The sequence below is a fragment of the Pseudomonas sp. P5_152 genome, assembly GCF_033989915.1.
Lineage (GTDB): Bacteria > Pseudomonadota > Gammaproteobacteria > Pseudomonadales > Pseudomonadaceae > Aquipseudomonas.
On the sequence record NZ_JASFAH010000002.1, the window covers coordinates 532,916 to 550,349 of the forward strand.

The following is a 17,434-nucleotide window of genomic DNA, read 5'->3' on the forward strand; positions in this document are numbered from 1 at the left end:
CTAGCTTAGCCGATCGGCCAGCTCTACAGTGCAGCGATTGTTTTCCTGGCTCCCGGTTCCGAGAATACGCTTTCGCTGGCCAACCAGCTCCATAAAAGGTACCCCGTATGAATCTGTGGTTTCGCTTGCTGTGCATGCTGTTTCGTCGACCGTGGCGCCAACCGGTGGGCGGCCTGGCCACCACGGTCGTGCGCATGCGCGTCTGGCCGCTGGACCTGGACCTCAACCGCCACGTCACCAACGGTCGCTATTTCACCCTGGCCGATGTCGGGCGCATGGACTACGTACTGCGCAGCGGAGCATTTCGCGTGGCCCTGCGGCATAAGGCGGTGCCGATAGTCGGTGATGTCTGGGGCAAGTTCCGCCGCGAGCTGAAGCTGTTCGAACGCTTCGAGATCCACACGCGGATACTCGCCTGGGACGGCAAATGGAATTTTATGGAGCACCGCTTCGTCAGCAACGGCCGGGTGGTGGGCGTGGTGGTGATGCGCGGGCTGTTCCGGTCCGGCAAAGGCACGGTAGCGCCCAGCGAGTTCGTCGAGGAGATGGGCCTGGCCCCGCAGTCACCGTCGCTGCCCGAGTGGTTGGCCGCCTGGTCCCAGAGCTGTGACGACCTGAGCCTGCAACTGCGCGACGAGGAACGGGTCACGGCCTGAGGCCCTGTGGGGGTGAAAGGAAGAAAAACCGAATTTCGTATACCCTATAGCAACCTCATTCCGAAGATTCGCCGCCGTGACCCAATCCAGACTCAACGCTCCCGACCTAGGCAATACGCCTTCGACTTCGGAAATCATCACCCGCCATCTGCGCGACGCCATTGTCGCCGGGCATTTTGCCGAGGATGAGCCGATTCGTCAGGATGACATCGCGCGCCAGTTCAACGTCAGCAAGATCCCCGTGCGCGAAGCCCTCAAGCGCCTGGAGGCCGAAGGCCTGGTGATGTTCCAGCGCAATCGCGGGGCGATGGTCACGCGCATCTCCGATGCCGAGTTGGCGCAGATGTTCGAGGTGCGCATGTTGCTCGAAGACAAGGTGCTGCGCTTGGCCATTCCCAACATGACCGAAGCCACCTTCGCCCGGGCCGAGAGTATCTGCCAGGAGTTCATTGGCGAAGATGACGTCGGGCGCTGGGCCGAGCTCAACTGGCAACTGCACGCCTGCCTCTACGAGCCGGCGCAACGGCCCTTCCTGGTCAGCCTGATCCGCTCGGTCAACGACAAGCTGGAACGCTACCTGCGCATGCAGATGAGCCTGTCGGCCGGTAAGGAACGCGCCGACCACGAACACCGGGAAATCCTCGCGGCCTGCCGGGCCGGCGACGTCGACCTGGCGGTAAAACTGCTCGATGAGCACATCGCCGGGGTCTGCCAGACCTTGTTCGAACACCTGCCCCACGCCCATTGACTTTGCGCCGCACTGTGCCGATTTCGTCATCGGCAGCAGGTAAATCCATCAAGCCGGCCCCCCGCTGCAAAGGCCACTCTTCTGTTCACTCATCTGAACGGACGTGGCCCTCCCATGAAACGCATCACCGTGATCGACTCCCACACCGGCGGCGAACCGACCCGCCTGGTCACCGCCGGCTTTCCTGACCTGGGCCGTGGCAGCATGGCCGAGCGACGCCAGCTGCTGGCCGAGCACCACGACCAGTGGCGCGCCGCCTGCGTCCTCGAACCACGGGGCAGCGATGTGCTGGTGGGCGCCCTGCTCTGCGAGCCAGTGGATCCGAGCGCCTGTGCCGGGGTGATTTTTTTCAACAACACCGGCTACCTGGGCATGTGCGGCCACGGCACCATCGGCCTGGTGGCATCCCTGGCGCACCTGGGCAAGATCGGCCCCGGCGTGCACAGCATCGAGACCCCGGTGGGCACGGTGCAGGCGACCCTGCACGAAGACCAATCGGTGAGCGTGCGCAACGTCCCGGCCTACCGCTACCGCAAGGCGCTGGCGCTGCAGGTGCCCGGTATCGGCCAGGTGGTCGGCGATATCGCCTGGGGCGGCAACTGGTTCTTCCTGATTGCCGAACATGGCCTGGCCATCGCCGGCGACAATCTGGAGGCCCTCACCGCCTACACCTACGCCGTGCAGCAGGCGCTGGAAGTCCAGGGTATCCGCGGTGAAGACGGCGGCCTGATCGACCATGTCGAACTGTTCGCCGCCGACCAGGACGCCGACAGCCGCAACTTCGTGCTGTGCCCCGGCAAGGCCTACGACCGCTCTCCGTGCGGCACCGGCACCAGCGCCAAACTGGCGTGCCTGGCGGCCGACGACAAATTGCCGCCCGGACAGATCTGGCGCCAGGCCAGTGTCATCGGCAGCCAGTTCGAAGGCTCTTATGAATGGCAGGGCGAACGCATTATCCCGACCATTCGCGGGCGGGCCTTCATCAGCGCCGAAGCCAGCCTGATCATCGAGCAGGACGATCCGTTCGCCTGGGGCATTCGCCCGTGAGCGAGGGCCAGGTAGCCGATGTGATCGTGATCGGTGCCGGCATCATCGGCGCCGCCTGTGCCCAGGCGCTGGCCCGACGTGGCTTGCGGGTGCTGGTGCTGGACGCCGGCCTGCATGGCGCCACGGCGGCCGGCATGGGCCACCTGCTGGTGCTCGACGACAACCCGGCCGAACTGGCCCTGAGTCAGTATTCCCTGCAACGCTGGCGTGAACAGGCGCCGGCCCTGCCCGACAGTTGCGCCTACCGCAGCAATGGCACCCTGTGGCTGGCGGCCAATGCCGAGGAAATGGCCGTGGCCCATGGCAAATTCCTCAACCTGCGTGCTCAGGGCGTGGCCTGCCAACTGATCGGCGCCAGCGACCTGCGCCGACGCGAACCCGAGTTGCGCGAGGGCCTGGAGGGCGGGCTGCTGATCAATGGCGACGGCATCCTCTATGCCCCCGCCACCGCCGACTGGATGCTGCAAACACCGAACATCCAGCAGCGTCGGGCACGGGTCAGCGAACTCGACGGCAACCGCGTGCGCCTGGAAGACGGGCAATGGCTGAGCGCTGCAGCGGTGGTGTTGGCCAACGGCGTGCAGGCCCCCGAACTGTGCCCGGAACTGCCGATCGAACCGAAAAAAGGCCATCTGCTGATTACTGATCGCTACCCCGGCACCGTCACCCACACCCTGGTGGAGCTGGGTTACGTCACCAGCGCGCACAACGCCAGCGGCCCGTCGACTGCCTGCAACATCCAGCCACGGCCGACCGGGCAATTGTTCATCGGCGCCTCCCGGCAGTTCGGCACCAGCGATCCGCAGGTCGAGGGCTGGATGCTCGCCAAAATGCTCAAGCGCGCCTGCGACTACATGCCAGGGCTGACCCAACTCAATGGCATTCGCGCCTGGACCGGCTTGCGTGCGGCCAGCCCGGACGGCCTGCCGCTGGTGGGCCAGCACCCGCAACAACAAGGCCTGTGGCTGGCGGTCGGTCACGAAGGCCTGGGGGTGACGACGGCCCCCGGTACCGCCGACTTGCTGGTGGCGCAACTGTTCGACGAACCCTCGCCCCTGCCCGCCCAACCCTATCTGCCGCAACGTTTTCTCGGAGAGCCCGTGTATGCCTGAATTGATGCTCGACGGTCGCCGCCTGCAGGTCAACGAGGGCACCAGCGTGGCCGCCGCGCTGGCCCTGGGTGGCGACGGCTGCAGCCGCACCTCGGTCACCGGCCAGCGCCGCGCGCCCTTGTGCGGCATGGGCATTTGCCAGGAGTGCCGGGTGACCATCGACGGCCGCCGGCGCCTGGCCTGCCAGACCCTGTGCCGGGATGGCATGCAGGTGGAGAGCCGCCCATGAAGCACTACGCCGACCTGCTGATCATTGGCGCCGGCCCCGCCGGCATCAGCGCCGCCCTGGCAGCCGCGCCCAGTGGCGCGCGCATCGTCCTGCTCGACGACAACCCGCTGCCAGGTGGGCAAATCTGGCGCGACGGCCCAGAGGCCCATCTGCCGCGCCAGGCCCGTAACCTACGGCAGCGCCTGGACGCCTGCAGCAACATCCGCATTCACTCCGCCACCCGGGTGATCGCCAGTAGCGGACCAAAACAGTTGCTGGTGGAAGACCCGGAGCATGGCTGGCTGATCGAGTACGACAAGCTGATCCTGTGCACCGGGGCCCGCGAATTGCTGCTGCCCTTCCCCGGCTGGACCCTGCCCGGCGTCACTGGCGCCGGCGGTCTGCAGGCGCTGATCAAGGGTGGCCTGCCGGTGCAGGGCGAAACTCTGGTGATCGCCGGCAGCGGCCCACTGTTGCTGGCCAGCGCCGCCAGCGCCAAACAACACGGCGCACATGTGCTGCGCATTGCCGAGCAGGCCTCGCGCAGTGCGGTGGCCGGGTTCGCCACACAACTGCCGCGCTGGCCGGCCAAGCTGCTGCAGTCGTTGCGCCTGTTCGATCCGCAGTACCGCACCGCCAGCCATGTGCTGGCGGCCTTGGGCAGCGATCGCCTGGAAGGGGTGCGTCTGCAACAGCAGGGCAAAATCGTTGAACTGCAATGCCAGCGCCTGGCTTGCGGTTTTGGCCTGATCCCCAATATTCAGCTAGGCCAGGCCCTGGACTGCGCCATCGACGGCCAGGCCATCGCCGTGGATGCCTGGCAGGCCTGCAGCCGTGCCGATCATTACGCTGCCGGGGAATGTACCGGGTTTGGTGGCAGTGAACTGGCGCTGGTGGAAGGCGCGATTGCCGGACATGCAGCGGTGGACGAGCGCCAGGCGGCCCAGCAGCTGTGGCCGCGTCGGGCGCGTTGGCAGGGATTCGCCAAGGCCTTGAACAACGCATTTGCCCTCGACCCGCAGCTCAAGACATTGGCCCAACCGGACACTCTGGTGTGCCGTTGCGAAGACGTGCCCTATGCGGCGCTGACCGAACACCACGACTGGCGCTCGGCCAAGCTGGCCACTCGCTGCGGCATGGGCGCCTGCCAAGGCCGGGTCTGCGGCGGTGCGGTGCAGCACCTGTTCGACTGGCCGGCCGCGGCACCCCGCCCACCCTTCAGCCCGGCGCGAATCGAGACCCTGCTGTGCCTGGATGAGCAGTCGGCGCCCTGAATCCCATGCCGGCCCTTTGCGTTGGACCGCCTTGCCACTATGATCCCGAGGGTCGCCACCAGACCCTCAGCGCCATGTACCCCACCCTCAACAGCTTCAAACCCTGCGACCTGCCGACCTTGCTCAGCAGCCTGCAAGCGATAACGCCGCTGCTCGACTCCCTGGCGGACGTGGTGTTTTTCATCAAGGACCGCGAGGCCCGCTACGCCTTCGTCAACCAGACCCTGGCCCGGCGCTGCGGCAAAAAACACAGCGACGAGTTGCTCGGGCTTACCGCCGACAGGGTGTTCCCGGCACGCTTCGGCCCGCTGTACACCGAGCAGGATCGCCGGGTCCTGGCCAGCGGCCGGGAACTGTCCGACCAGCTTGAGCTGCACCTTTATTACGGCAACCAACCGGTCTGGTGCCTGACCCACAAACTCGCCTTGCACGACCTGCAGGGGCAAATAGTCGGCCTGGCCGGCATTTCCCGCGACCTGCAACTGCCCCAGGCCAACCATCCGGCATTCCACAAACTCGCCGCGGTGGACGCCCATATCCGCAGCCACTTCGCCCGCCCCATCAGCCTCGCCGAACTGACCGCGCTCGCCGGGTTTTCCGTGGCGCAACTGGAACGCCACTGCAAGCGGGTGTTCCAGCTCACCCCACGGCAGATGATTCACAAGGCGCGGCTCGAGGAAGCTTCGCGACTATTGCTGGACAAAGACCTGCCCATCACCGAAATCGCCCTGCGCTGCGGCTACACCGACCACAGTGCCTTCAGCCGCCAATTCCGCGCCCTGACCAGCCTGTCGCCCAGCCAGTATCGCGATAACCAACCCTAACCAGCTTGAGACCGCTATCGCGAGCAAGCTCGCTCCTACAGGTTTGGTGCCTGCAACATCTGCGAGTACCCGAAACCACTGTAGGAGCGCGCGCCCGCTTGCGGCCTGCTCGCGAAGAACCCCATTACGCCGCGATGAATCAGGTGCCACGCGCTGTAGTTGCGGTGGAACATCCGACAGCTCTCTCCCCTTGCCCCAGGTGTTCCTAAAAGGGGCGTGCGCCCACCCATTGCTCCCATATGTAACACCGTCCCCCACCTCCCCCGACGGCCATGCTGTCGCTCTGCCTCCAGCCACCTCACCGCAGCACCCCTACCGCAAGGGCTGAGAAAAAAATCTGCTTTTACACTGGAAACAGGCACGTTGATTGCTATTGTTAATATCGTATACGAAATCCCCAATACGCTACCCAACAGCACTTCACCCATCACGAGGCCTCTATGAAAAACCCCGCATTTGCCGTAGCCCTCAGCGCTGTGCTCAGTACCTCCTTTATTGCCACCGCCCAGGCCGACAAGCTCGACGACATCGTCGGTTCGGGCAAGCTGCGCTGCGCCGTGACCCTGGACTTCCCGCCCATGGGTTTTCGCGATGAAGGTAACAACCCGGCGGGTTTCGACGTGGACTATTGCCACGACCTGGCGAAGATCCTCGGGGTCGAGGCTGAAGTGGTGGAGACGCCGTTCCCCGACCGGATTCCGGCGCTGGTCTCGGGCCGTGCCGACGTGATCGTTGCCTCCACTTCCGACACCCTGGAGCGGGCCAAGACCGTCGGCCTCACCGTGCCTTACTTCGCCTTCCAGATGGTGGTGCTGACCCGCGACAACACCGGCATCAACAGCTTCGACGACATCAAGGGCAAACCCGTCGGCAACACCAGCGGCACCTATGAAGCGATTGCCCTGGAAAAGGACGTGAAGAGCTGGGGCAGCGGCAGCTTCCGCGCCTACCAGTCGCAGAATGACACCTTGCTGGCGGTCGCCCAGGGCCACATCGACGCCACGATCGTGACCAACACAGTTGCCGCCGCGACCATTAAGTCGGGCAAATACAAGAACCTGAAAATCGCCGGCAACGCACCCTACGTGATCGACTACGTGTCGTTGGGCGCCAAGCGTAACGAGTACGGCCTGCTCAACTACCTCAACCTGTTTGTCAACCAGCAGGTGCGCACCGGGCGCTACAAAGAGCTGTTCGTCAAATGGGTCGGCACCGAGATCCCGCCGACCAACCTGACCGTGCCTCAGGTCTACTACTAAGGTGTCCGGCATGCCTAGGCTCACTTCTCTGACCGGGCGCTGTCTGGTCCCGGGCGCCGCCGAAGGCGCCTTGCTGTTCGCCGATGTCGGCCTGAGTTTCTGGGGCGGGGTCGATCCGTGCAGCGGTGAGGTCATCGACCGTCACCACCCCCTCAGCGGCCAACACCTGGCCGGCCGGGTGCTGGCGATTCCCAGCGGCCGCGGCTCCTGTACTGGCAGCAGCGTGCTGATGGAGTTGATCAGCAACGGTCATGCCCCAGCGGCACTGGTGCTGGCCGAACCGGATGAGATCCTGACCCTGGGCGTGCTCGTGGCGCAGACGATTTTCCAACGTTCCCTGCCGGTGCTGTGCATCGGCCGGGAGGCCTTTGCCACCCTGCGCGGCATGGCGGTCGCGCGGGTCGAAGACAGCGCCCTGAGCCTGTTCGAGCAAACACCCGGAGATGCCTGGCAGGCACCCGACAACACCCTGCGCAAACCCGACAACCACAGCACCCTGGAGCTCAGCGAACTGGATCAGGCATTGCTCGCCGGCCACCATGGCCAGGCCGCGCAAGTGGCGATGCAGATCGTCCTGCGCATGGCCCGGTTGCAGGGCGCGCAACGCCTGGTGGATGTCACCCAGGCGCACATCGACGGCTGCATCTATACCGGTCCGGCCAGCCTGCGGTTTGCCGAACAACTGGTGCAGTGGGGCGCGAAAGTGCGCGTGCCCACCACCCTCAATTCGATCTCCGTGGACCAGCGCCGCTGGCGCGAACTGGGCATCGATCCTGCCCTCGGCGTACCGGCCAGTGCCCTGGGAGATGCCTACATGGCGATGGGCGCACAACTGAGCTTCACCTGTGCACCCTATCTGCTCGACAGCGCCCCCCAGGCCGGCGAGCAGATTGTCTGGGCTGAATCGAATGCCGTGGTCTACGCCAACAGCGTGCTCGGCGCGCGGACCCTCAAGTACCCGGACTACCTGGACATCTGCATTGCCCTCACCGGTCGTGCGCCCCTGATCGGCTGCCACCTGGACGCCCAGCGCAAGGCCGGTCTGCAGGTGCAGGTACCCGAACTGGCGGACCTGGACGACGCGTTCTACCCGCTGCTCGGCTACCACATCGGCGCCCTGGCCGGCAGTCGTATTCCCCTGGTGCTGGGCCTGGAACAGCACCAGCCGAGCCTGGATGACCTCAAGGCCTTTGGCGCGGCGTTCGCCACTACTTCGGCGGCGCCGATGTTCCATATTGCCGGGGTCACCCCCGAGGCGCTCGACCCGCGCCAGGTGCTGGAGGCCGATGTCCTGCTCCCCCAGGAAAACATCCACCTGCAAGACCTGCTGGTGAGCTGGGGTGAACTCAACAGCGCCCGCGACAGCCGGGTCGATATGGTCTCTCTGGGCAACCCGCACTTTTCCCTGAGTGAATTTGGCCACTTGGCGCGCTTGTGTCGCGGCCGGCACAAGCACCCCGCGGTGGTGGTCGCCATCACCTGCGGCCGTGCGGTGCTGGAGCAGGCGCGAGCCGCCGGGCACATCGCGGTGATTGAAGCCTTCGGCGCGACCCTGGTCACCGACACCTGCTGGTGCATGCTCGGCGAGCCGGTGATCCCGCTGACGGCCACCACCCTGATGACCAACTCGGGCAAATACGCCCACTACGCACCCGGCCTGGTGGGGCGCAAGGTGCACTTCGCCAGCCTCAAGGAATGTGTCGAAGCCGCCTGCACCGCCACGGCCAGCGGACGCCTGCCGGCCTGGCTGCAACCTGCTGCCCGCCTGGAGAATCCTGCGCATGTTTGACTACAGCTTCCAATGGCGCTCAGCCCTGCGCGCCCTGCCGGACATGCTTGCCGGCGCCCTGGTGACCTTCGAGACGGCAGCCCTGTCGATGATCTTCGGGGTGCTGATCGCCCTGGCCCTGACGGTGATGCGCGAAACCCGCAACCCGCTGCTGCGCGGGATCGGCAACGGCTGGGTATCGATTGCCCGCAACACCCCGTCGCTGTTCCAGATCTACGTTCTGTACTTCGGCCTGGGTTCGCTCGGCTTGCATGTCAGTTCGTGGTTCGCCCTGCTCGCCGGGATCACCTTCAACAACGCCGGCTACCTGGCGGAAAACTTTCGCGGGGGCCTCAAGGCCGTGCCCGACACCCAGGTGCGCGCCGCACGCTCGCTGGGCATGAGCGCGTTCCAGGCCTATCGCCTGATCATCGTCCCGCAACTGCTGCGCATCGTCTTCTACCCGCTGACCAATCAAATGGTCTGGGCGGTACTGATGACCTCGCTGGGGGTGATCGTCGGGCTGAACAATGACCTGACCGGGGTGACCCAGGACTACAACGTCAAGACGTTCCGCACCTTCGAGTACTTCGCCATTGCCGCGGTCCTGTACTACCTGATTGCCAAGGCGATCGTCGCGGTGGCCCGACTGCTGTCGTGGCGGCTGTTCCGTTACTGAGGAAGTGAGCATGTTTACCACCAGCTTCTCGATCAATGACCTGCTGTTCCTGCTCAACGGTGCCTGGGTCACGCTGCAACTGACGTTCTGGTCGATCATCCTCGGCACCGTGGCCGGGCTGCTGTTTGGCTTGCTGCGCGCCCTGATGCCACGGGCCAGCCTGCCCCTGGCCTGGGTGCTGGACGTGTTTCGCAGCGTGCCGTTGCTGATCCAGTTCGTGCTGTTCAACTCGCTGAAAAGCATCGTCGGCCTGAACATCAGCGCCTTCAGTGTCGGCTGCATCGTGCTGGGGGTGTACGCCGCTGCGTACTTCACCGAAATCGTGCGTAGCGGTGTGCTCTCGGTGCCCTACACCCTGCGCCGCGCCAGTCGCTCCCTGGGTCTGAGCTACCTGCAGGACCTGCGCTGGATCGTCCTGCCGATGGCTACCCGCGTGGCCTTCCCCGGCTGGCTGAACCTGGTCCTGAGCGTGATGAAAGACACCGCGCTGGTGATGTGGATCGGCATCGTCGAACTGCTGCGCGCCTCGCAAACCATCGTCACCCGCATCCAGGAGCCGTTGTTGGTGCTGTGCGTCGCGGGTCTGATCTATTACGTCATGAGCCTGGTGGTTGCCCGCCTGGGCGCTCGTCTGGAAAGAAGGTGGCAAGAAAATGATTGAGATCGACAACGTACACAAATCCTTCGGCGACCTGGAAGTGGTCAAGGGCGTCAGCCTGACGGTGAACAAGGGCGAGGTGGTGTCGATCATCGGCGGCTCGGGCTCCGGCAAGTCGACCCTGCTGATGTGCATCAACGGCCTGGAACCGATCCAGAAAGGCAACATCCGCGTCGACGGCATCGAGGTCCACGGCAACGGCACCGACCTCAACCGCCTGCGGCAGAAAATCGGCATCGTGTTCCAGCAATGGAACGCCTTCCCGCACCTGACGGTCCTGGAGAACGTGATGCTGGCGCCGCGCAAAGTACTGGGCAAAAGCAAGGCCGAGGCTGAGGAGCTGGCGGTCAGGCAACTGACTCACGTGGGCCTGGGCGACAAGCTCAAGACCTTCCCCGGCAAGCTTTCCGGCGGCCAGCAACAACGCATGGCCATCGCCCGCGCCCTGGCGATGTCGCCGGACTACATGCTGTTCGACGAAGCCACCTCGGCCCTCGACCCGCAGTTGGTGGGCGAAGTCCTGGACACCATGCGCATGCTCGCCGAAGACGGCATGACCATGGTCCTGGTGACCCACGAAATCCGCTTCGCGCGGGATGTCTCCGACCGCGTGGCGTTCTTTCGCAACGGCCTGGTGCACGAGATCGGCTCGCCGGACCAGGTCATCGGCAACCCGCTGCACGCAGAGACGGCGGCGTTTCTCAAATCGGTGAAATAACCCCAATCCTGTGGGAGCTGGCTTGCCAGCGATGGTCGTCAACGATGACACGTGCAGTCTGGATAAACCCGTCGCTCTTGCGACCATCGCGAGCAAGCTCGATCCCACAGGGTTGGGTGGTGTACACAAAATCGATGGCCGCCACAGATCAATGTGGGAGCTGGCTTGCCAGCGATGGTCGTCAACGATGACACGTGCAGTCTGGACAAACGCGTCGCTCTTGCGACCATCGCGAGCAAGCTCGATCCCACAGGGTTGGGTGGTGTACACAAAATCGATGGCCACCACAGATCAATGTGGGAGCGGGCTTGCCAGCGATGGTCGTCAACGATGACATGTGCAGTCTGGATAAACCCGTCGCTCTTGCGACCTTCGCGAGCAAGCTCGCTCCTACAGGGTTGGGTGGCGTACACAAAATCGATGGCCACCACAGATCAATGTGGGAGCAGGCTTGCCAGCGATGGTCGTCAACGATGACACGTGCAGTCTGGATAAACGCGTCGCTCTTGCGACCATCGCGAGCAAGCTCGCTCCCACAGGGTTGGGTGGTGTACACAAAATCGATGGCCGCCACAGATCAATGTGGGAGCTGGCTTGCCAGCGATGGTCGTCAACGATGACACGTGCAGTCTGGATAAACGCGTCGTTCTTGCGACCATCGCGAGCAAGCTCGCTCCCACAGGGTTGGGTGGTGTACACAAAATCGATGGCCGCCACAGATCAATGTGGGAGCTGGCTTGCCAGCGATGGTCGTCAACGATGACATGTGCAGTCTGGATAAACGCGTCGCTCTTGCGACCTTCGCGAGCAAGCTCGCTCCTACAGGGTTGGGTGGTGTACACAAAATCGATGGCCGCCACAGATCAATGTGGGAGCTGGCTTGCCAGCGATGGTCGTCAACGAAGACATGTGCAGTCTGGACAAACGCGTCGCTCTTGCGACCATCGCAAGCAAGCTCGCTCCCACAGGGTTGGGTGGTGTACACAAAATCGATGGCCGCCACAGATCAATGTGGGAGCGAGCCTGCTCGCGATAAGGCCCAAACAGACAACAACAGGAGGACAGCATGCGTTCATCAAAAGTCATTCACGTCGTCAGTTGCCACGCCGAAGGCGAGGTCGGTGATGTAATCGTCGGTGGCGTTGCGCCGCCACCCGGCGCCACGCTGTGGGAACAGTCGCGCTGGATCGCCCAGGACCAGACCCTGCGCAACTTCGTGCTCAACGAACCGCGCGGCGGAGTGTTCCGCCACGTCAACCTGCTGGTGCCGGCCAAGGACCCGCGGGCGCAGATGGGCTGGATCATCATGGAACCGGCCGACACCCCGCCGATGTCCGGGTCCAATTCCCTGTGCGTGGCCACCGTGCTGCTGGACAGCGGCATATTGCCGATGACCGAACCACAAACCCGGCTGGTACTCGAAGCCCCGGGCGGCCTGATCGAAGCGGTCGCCGACTGCCGGGACGGCAAGGTGCAACGGGTGGAGGTGAAAAACGTGCCCTCCTTCGCCGATCGCCTCGACGCCTGGATCGAAGTCGAAGGCCTGGGATCGCTGCAGGTCGATACCGCCTACGGCGGCGACAGTTTTGTGATCGCCGATGCCCAAGCCCTGGGTTTCTCGATTCGTCCCGATGAGGCGGCGGACCTGGTGGCGGTCGGGCTGAAGATCACCCGCGCGGCCAACGAGCAATTGGGCTTCGTCCACCCGCTGAACCCAGAGTGGTCGCACATTTCCTTCTGCCAACTGGCGGCCCCGATCGTGGTGGAGAACGGCATCGCCACTGGCGCCAACGCGGTGGTGATCCAGCCCGGCAAGATCGACCGCTCGCCCACCGGCACGGGCTGCTCGGCACGCATGGCGGTGTTACACGCCAAGGGCCTGATGCAGGTCGGCGAACGCTTTATCGGCCGCTCGATCCTTGGCTCCGAGTTCCACTGCCGCATCGATTCGCTGACCGAAGTCGCCGGACGCGCGGCCATCTACCCGTGCATTTCCGGGCGGGCCTGGATCACCGGCACCCATCAACACCTGCTCGACCCCAGCGACCCGTGGCCACAAGGCTATCGCTTGTCGGACACCTGGCCCGGCGCCTGAGTCTGCCCGGACCAACGGCAGCAAAACCCCTGTTTATTTTGCAAAAAGCACTAGCCGAGCTTCGGCATTTAAAATATCGTATACGAAATACAAAAAACCAATCGGAGGCAACAATGAGCAAGCGCATTAACTGGAGTGGCGTCTTCCCCGCGGTGACCACCCAATTCAACGATGACTTCTCGATCAATCTGGAAAAAACCCACCAGGTGATTTCCAACGTGATTCGCGATGGCGTATCCGGCCTGGTGGTCTGCGGTTCGGTAGGCGAAAACACCTCCCTGACCGCGGAAGAGAAAATCGCCGTGACCGAAGTCGCGGTCGACGCTTCCCGCGGTCGAGTCCCGGTGATCTGTGGCGTGGCCGAGTTCACCAGCGTGCAAGCGGCCAAAGTGGCCAACGCCGTGCGCCGGGTCGGGGTCGATGGCGTGATGCTGATGCCAGCGCTGGTCTACGGCTCGAAGCCGTTCGAGACCGCCGAGCACTACCGCTACGTGGCGAAAAATGCCGACGTGCCGCTGATGGTCTACAACAACCCGCCGATCTACAAAAACGACGTGACCCCGGACATCCTGATTTCCCTGGCCGACTGCGACAACGTGGTGTGCTTCAAGGACTCCTCCGGCGACACCCGGCGCTTCATCGATGTGCGCAATGAAGTCGGCGATCGCTTCGTGCTGTTCGCCGGCCTCGACGACGTGGTCCTGGAAAGCATCGCCGTGGGTGCCGAAGGCTGGGTCTCGGGCATGTCCAACGTGTTCCCCAAGGAAGGCGAAACCATCTTCCGCCTGGCCAAGGCCGGGCGCTTCGCCGAAGCCATGCCGATCTATGAGTGGCTGATGCCGATCCTGCACCTCGATGCCCGTGCCGACCTGGTGCAGTGCATCAAGCTGTGTGAAGCCATCGCCGGTCGCGGCAGCGCGCTGACCCGTCCGCCACGCCTGGCCCTGCCGGAAGCCGATCGGGCATTCGTCGAGCAGATCATGGCCAAGGCTCTGGCCAACCGTCCGCAGTTGCCGGACGTCGGTCTCTGAGTGAGTGCCGGGCGGACCTTCGCAGGTCCGGCCCGGCTGCCTGTTTTTGCGCCCCTACAGGAAACGCCAGCATGTCCAACGCTCAACCCACTCAAAGCGCAACCACCCCCGCAGGACTCAAACGTGTCGTCGGCGCCGCCATGGCCGGTACCGTCGCCGAATGGTATGAATTCTTTCTCTACGGTACGGCCTCGGCACTGGTCTTCGGCCAGCTGTTCTTTCGCCAGACCGACAGCCCCATCGACGGCATCATCGCCGCCTTCGCCCTGTACGCCGTAGGCTTTCTCGCCCGTCCCCTGGGTGGCCTGGTGTTCGGTCACTACGGCGACAAATTCGGCCGCAAGCGCCTGCTGCAACTGAGCCTGGTGGTAGTCGGCATCACCACCTTCCTCATGGGCTGCCTGCCCGGCTTCGACCAGATCGGTTATGCCGCGCCGGTGTTACTGGTGCTGTTGCGATTGATCCAGGGCTTCGCCTTTGGTGGTGAATGGGGCGGCGCGATCCTGCTGGTCTCCGAACACTGCCCGGACAACCGTCGTGGGTTCTGGGCCAGTTGGCCGCAAGCCGGGGTTCCGGCGGGCAACCTGGTGGCCACGGTCGCCCTGCTGCTGTTGTCGTCGAACCTGTCCGAGGAGCAATTCCTCGCCTGGGGCTGGCGCGTAGCGTTCTGGTTCTCGGCCGTGGTGGTACTGATCGGCTACTGGATTCGCACCAGCGTCGACGATGCCCCGATCTTCAAGGAAGCCCAGGCTCGCCAGGCGCAGACCAAGCAGCAACAACTGGGGGTGGTGGAAGTCCTGCGCCATCACTGGCGTGCGGTGCTGGTCGGGATCGGCGCACGGTTTGCCGAGAACATCCTCTACTACACGGTGGTGACCTTCTCCATCACGTACCTCAAGCTGGTGGTGCACAAGGACACCTCGGAAATCCTGTTCCTGATGTTCGGCGCCCACCTGCTGCATTTCTTCCTGATTCCGCTGATGGGCTACCTGTCGGATATCGTCGGACGCAAACCGGTGTACCTGACCGGGGCCGTACTCACCGCGTTCTGGGGCTTCATCGGCTTCCCGCTGATGGACACCGGCAACAACTGGCTGATCATGGCGGCGATTACCCTGGGCCTGGCCATCGAGTCGATGACCTACGCGCCCTACTCGGCGCTGATGGCCGAGATGTTCCCGACCCATGTGCGCTACACCGCCCTGTCGCTGTGCTACCAGGTGGCGCCGATCTTCGCCGGTTCGCTGGCTCCGCTGATCGCCATCACCCTGCTGAACAAGTACCACAGCTCGACACCGATCGCCTGGTACCTGGTCGGCGCGTCGCTGATATCCATCGTGGCCGTCGGCCTGACTCGGGAAACCCGTGGCAAGTCCTTGCACCTGGTGGATGCCGAGTCCGCGGCACGGATCGCCGCCCTCGACCCGAACGCCACCACCCCACGCCGCGCCGACTCACTGGCGTAACCCGGTCTGTCTGTTGGGGTGGGCCCCCGCTTGCGGCCCCCGCTTGCGGCGTGCTCCCGCCCCGACAAAACCAGCAGAGCCGACCCCATTTTTCACAGGAGCTTTTGCATGTCCGACCTTCTCGGCCACAACTACATTGGCGGTGCCCGCAGCGCCGCTGGCAGCCAAACCTTGCGCAGTTACGACGCCAGCACCGGCGAGCCCCTGCCCTACGCTTTCAGCCAGGCTACCGAGGCTGAGGTGGACGCCGCCGCCCAGGCCGCCGCGAGCGCCTATCCGGCCTTTCGCGGCTTGGCGGCCAGTCGCCGCGCCGAGTTCCTCGAGGCCATCGCCGAACAACTGGAGGCGCTGGATGAACAGTTCATCGCCCTGGTCAGCCGCGAGACCGCGTTGCCGACAGCGCGCATTCAGGGCGAACGGGGTCGCACCAGTGGCCAGATGCGTCTGTTCGCCCAAGTCCTGCGCCGCGGCGATTTTTATGCCGCGCGCATCGACCGCGCCCTGCCCGATCGTCAGCCATTGCCCCGCGTGGACCTGCGTCAGTACCGGATCGGTGTGGGTCCGGTGGCAGTGTTTGGCGCCAGCAATTTCCCCCTGGCCTTCTCCACCGCCGGCGGCGACACGGCCGCAGCCCTGGCCGCCGGATGCCCGGTGGTGTTCAAAGCCCACAGCGGGCATATGGCGACGGCCGAACGAGTCGCCGATGCGATCATCCGCGCCGCCGAACAGACCGGCATGCCCAAGGGTGTGTTCAACATGATCTACGGTGCCGGGGTCGGTGAAACCCTGGTCAAGCATCCGGCGATCCAGGCAGTCGGGTTTACCGGTTCATTAAAAGGCGGTCGAGCCCTGTGCGACATGGCCGCCGCACGCCCGCAACCGATCCCGGTGTTCGCCGAGATGAGCAGCATCAACCCGGTGCTGGTACTGCCCGAAGCCCTGCGGGTACGGGGTACGACAATCGCCAGTGAACTAGTGGCCTCGGTGGTCCAAGGGTGCGGGCAGTTCTGCACCAACCCAGGCTTGGTGATCGGGATTCGCTCTGGCGAATTCAGTGCCTTCATCGAGCAGCTCAGTGCCCTGATGGCCGAGCAGCCGGGGCAAACCATGCTCAACGCCGGCACGCTGGCGAGCTATACCCGGGGGGTCGAAGCGTTGCACGCGCATCCGCAGGTCAGCCACCTCGCCGGCCGCGCGCAACAGGGTCGCCAGGCCCAGCCGCAGTTGTTCAAGGCCCACAGCCGTCTGTTGCTCGAGGGTGATCCGCTGTTGCAGGAGGAAGTCTTCGGTCCGACCACCGTGCTGGTGGAAGTGGCCGACGCCGCTGAACTGCAGCGCGCGCTGCACGGCTTGCACGGTCAACTGACGGCGACGCTAATTGCCGAAGCCGCTGACTTGCAGGCCCATGGCGAGCTGTTGCCGCTGCTGGAGCAGAAGGTTGGCCGGGTGCTGTTCAACGGCTACCCGACCGGGGTCGAGGTGTGTGATGCGATGGTCCACGGCGGCCCCTACCCAGCCACCTCCGATGCCCGTGGCACCTCGGTCGGCAGCCTGGCCATCGAGCGTTTCCTGCGCCCGGTGTGCTACCAGAACTGCCCCGACCAGCTACTGCCCGAGCCCCTGAAAAACGCCAACCCACTGGGCATCAACCGCCTGGTTGACGGCAAACAGCAACGTGAAGCCATCAGCCAATAAGCGGGTTGCTCCAGGTGAGCGGGTGTATGCGGAACCTGTGGGCACCTAATATCACTGTAGGAGCGGGCGCCCGCTTGCGGCGCCCGCTTGCGGCTTGCTCGCGATGGTCGTCAACGATGACGCGCAAAGCCTGATTCACCGCGCCGTCATTGAGTCCTTCGCAAGCAGGCCGCAAGCGGGCGCCGCAAGCGGGAGC

At 64.4% G+C, this 17,434-nt stretch carries 16 protein-coding genes; all 16 read left to right on the forward strand.

The features are described 5' to 3' along the window. Positions 1-107: 107 nt before the first annotated feature. The 16 genes from QMK50_RS02205 to QMK50_RS02280 all read left to right on the forward strand — a co-directional run bounded on the left by QMK50_RS02205 (position 108) and on the right by QMK50_RS02280 (position 17,238). A complete protein-coding gene (locus tag QMK50_RS02205; protein WP_320332411.1) occupies positions 108-656 on the forward strand; it encodes an acyl-CoA thioesterase in 549 nt (182 codons plus the stop codon). A gap of 76 nt (positions 657-732) precedes the next feature. After that, a complete protein-coding gene (locus tag QMK50_RS02210) occupies positions 733-1,404 on the forward strand; it encodes a GntR family transcriptional regulator (RefSeq protein WP_095169124.1) in 672 nt (223 codons plus the stop codon). A gap of 114 nt (positions 1,405-1,518) precedes the next feature. After that, a complete protein-coding gene (locus QMK50_RS02215; protein WP_095169123.1) occupies positions 1,519-2,451 on the forward strand; it encodes a 4-hydroxyproline epimerase in 933 nt (310 codons plus the stop codon). Beyond that, complete coding sequence (locus tag QMK50_RS02220; RefSeq protein ID WP_320332412.1) at positions 2,448-3,563, forward strand: FAD-dependent oxidoreductase; 1,116 nt, start codon at positions 2,448-2,450, stop codon at positions 3,561-3,563. Before QMK50_RS02215 ends, QMK50_RS02220 begins: the two co-directional genes overlap by 4 nt. Then, positions 3,556-3,792, forward strand: a complete 237-nt coding sequence (locus QMK50_RS02225) for a (2Fe-2S)-binding protein (protein ID WP_320332413.1) — start codon at positions 3,556-3,558, stop codon at positions 3,790-3,792. The genes QMK50_RS02220 and QMK50_RS02225 overlap by 8 nt, the downstream gene beginning before the upstream one ends. Then, positions 3,789-5,045, forward strand: coding sequence for an FAD/NAD(P)-binding oxidoreductase (locus QMK50_RS02230; RefSeq protein WP_320332414.1), 1,257 nt, complete (start codon positions 3,789-3,791; stop codon positions 5,043-5,045). Before QMK50_RS02225 ends, QMK50_RS02230 begins: the two co-directional genes overlap by 4 nt. Before the next feature lie 74 nt (positions 5,046-5,119). Then, positions 5,120-5,869, forward strand: a complete 750-nt coding sequence (locus QMK50_RS02235; protein WP_320332415.1) for an AraC family transcriptional regulator — start codon at positions 5,120-5,122, stop codon at positions 5,867-5,869. A gap of 440 nt (positions 5,870-6,309) precedes the next feature. After that, entirely contained in the window at positions 6,310-7,128 is an 819-nt protein-coding gene (locus tag QMK50_RS02240; RefSeq protein WP_095169118.1) for a transporter substrate-binding domain-containing protein, read from the forward strand. A 10-nt stretch (positions 7,129-7,138) separates the two neighbouring features. Beyond that, positions 7,139-8,917, forward strand: coding sequence for an aconitase X (locus tag QMK50_RS02245; RefSeq protein WP_320332416.1), 1,779 nt, complete (start codon positions 7,139-7,141; stop codon positions 8,915-8,917). Next, entirely contained in the window at positions 8,910-9,575 is a 666-nt protein-coding gene (locus tag QMK50_RS02250; protein ID WP_095169116.1) for an amino acid ABC transporter permease, read from the forward strand. Before QMK50_RS02245 ends, QMK50_RS02250 begins: the two co-directional genes overlap by 8 nt. A gap of 10 nt (positions 9,576-9,585) precedes the next feature. Next, on the forward strand, positions 9,586-10,236 hold the full coding sequence (locus tag QMK50_RS02255) for an amino acid ABC transporter permease (RefSeq protein WP_095169115.1): 651 nt from the start codon (positions 9,586-9,588) through the stop codon (positions 10,234-10,236). Continuing rightward, on the forward strand, positions 10,229-10,951 hold the full coding sequence (locus QMK50_RS02260; protein ID WP_159996457.1) for an amino acid ABC transporter ATP-binding protein: 723 nt from the start codon (positions 10,229-10,231) through the stop codon (positions 10,949-10,951). Before QMK50_RS02255 ends, QMK50_RS02260 begins: the two co-directional genes overlap by 8 nt. Before the next feature lie 1,066 nt (positions 10,952-12,017). Next, a complete protein-coding gene (locus QMK50_RS02265; protein ID WP_159996459.1) occupies positions 12,018-13,046 on the forward strand; it encodes a trans-3-hydroxy-L-proline dehydratase in 1,029 nt (342 codons plus the stop codon). 113 nt (positions 13,047-13,159) lie between these two features. Then, complete coding sequence (locus QMK50_RS02270) at positions 13,160-14,077, forward strand: dihydrodipicolinate synthase family protein (RefSeq protein ID WP_159996461.1); 918 nt, start codon at positions 13,160-13,162, stop codon at positions 14,075-14,077. Positions 14,078-14,148: 71 nt separating this feature from the next. Next, on the forward strand, positions 14,149-15,543 hold the full coding sequence (gene abaF, locus QMK50_RS02275; RefSeq protein WP_320332417.1) for a fosfomycin efflux MFS transporter AbaF: 1,395 nt from the start codon (positions 14,149-14,151) through the stop codon (positions 15,541-15,543). Positions 15,544-15,651: 108 nt separating this feature from the next. Then, positions 15,652-17,238: an aldehyde dehydrogenase (NADP(+)) gene (locus QMK50_RS02280; RefSeq protein WP_320332418.1), complete on the forward strand. Its 1,587-nt coding sequence runs from the start codon at positions 15,652-15,654 to the stop codon at positions 17,236-17,238. The last annotated feature ends 196 nt before the right edge of the window (positions 17,239-17,434 follow it).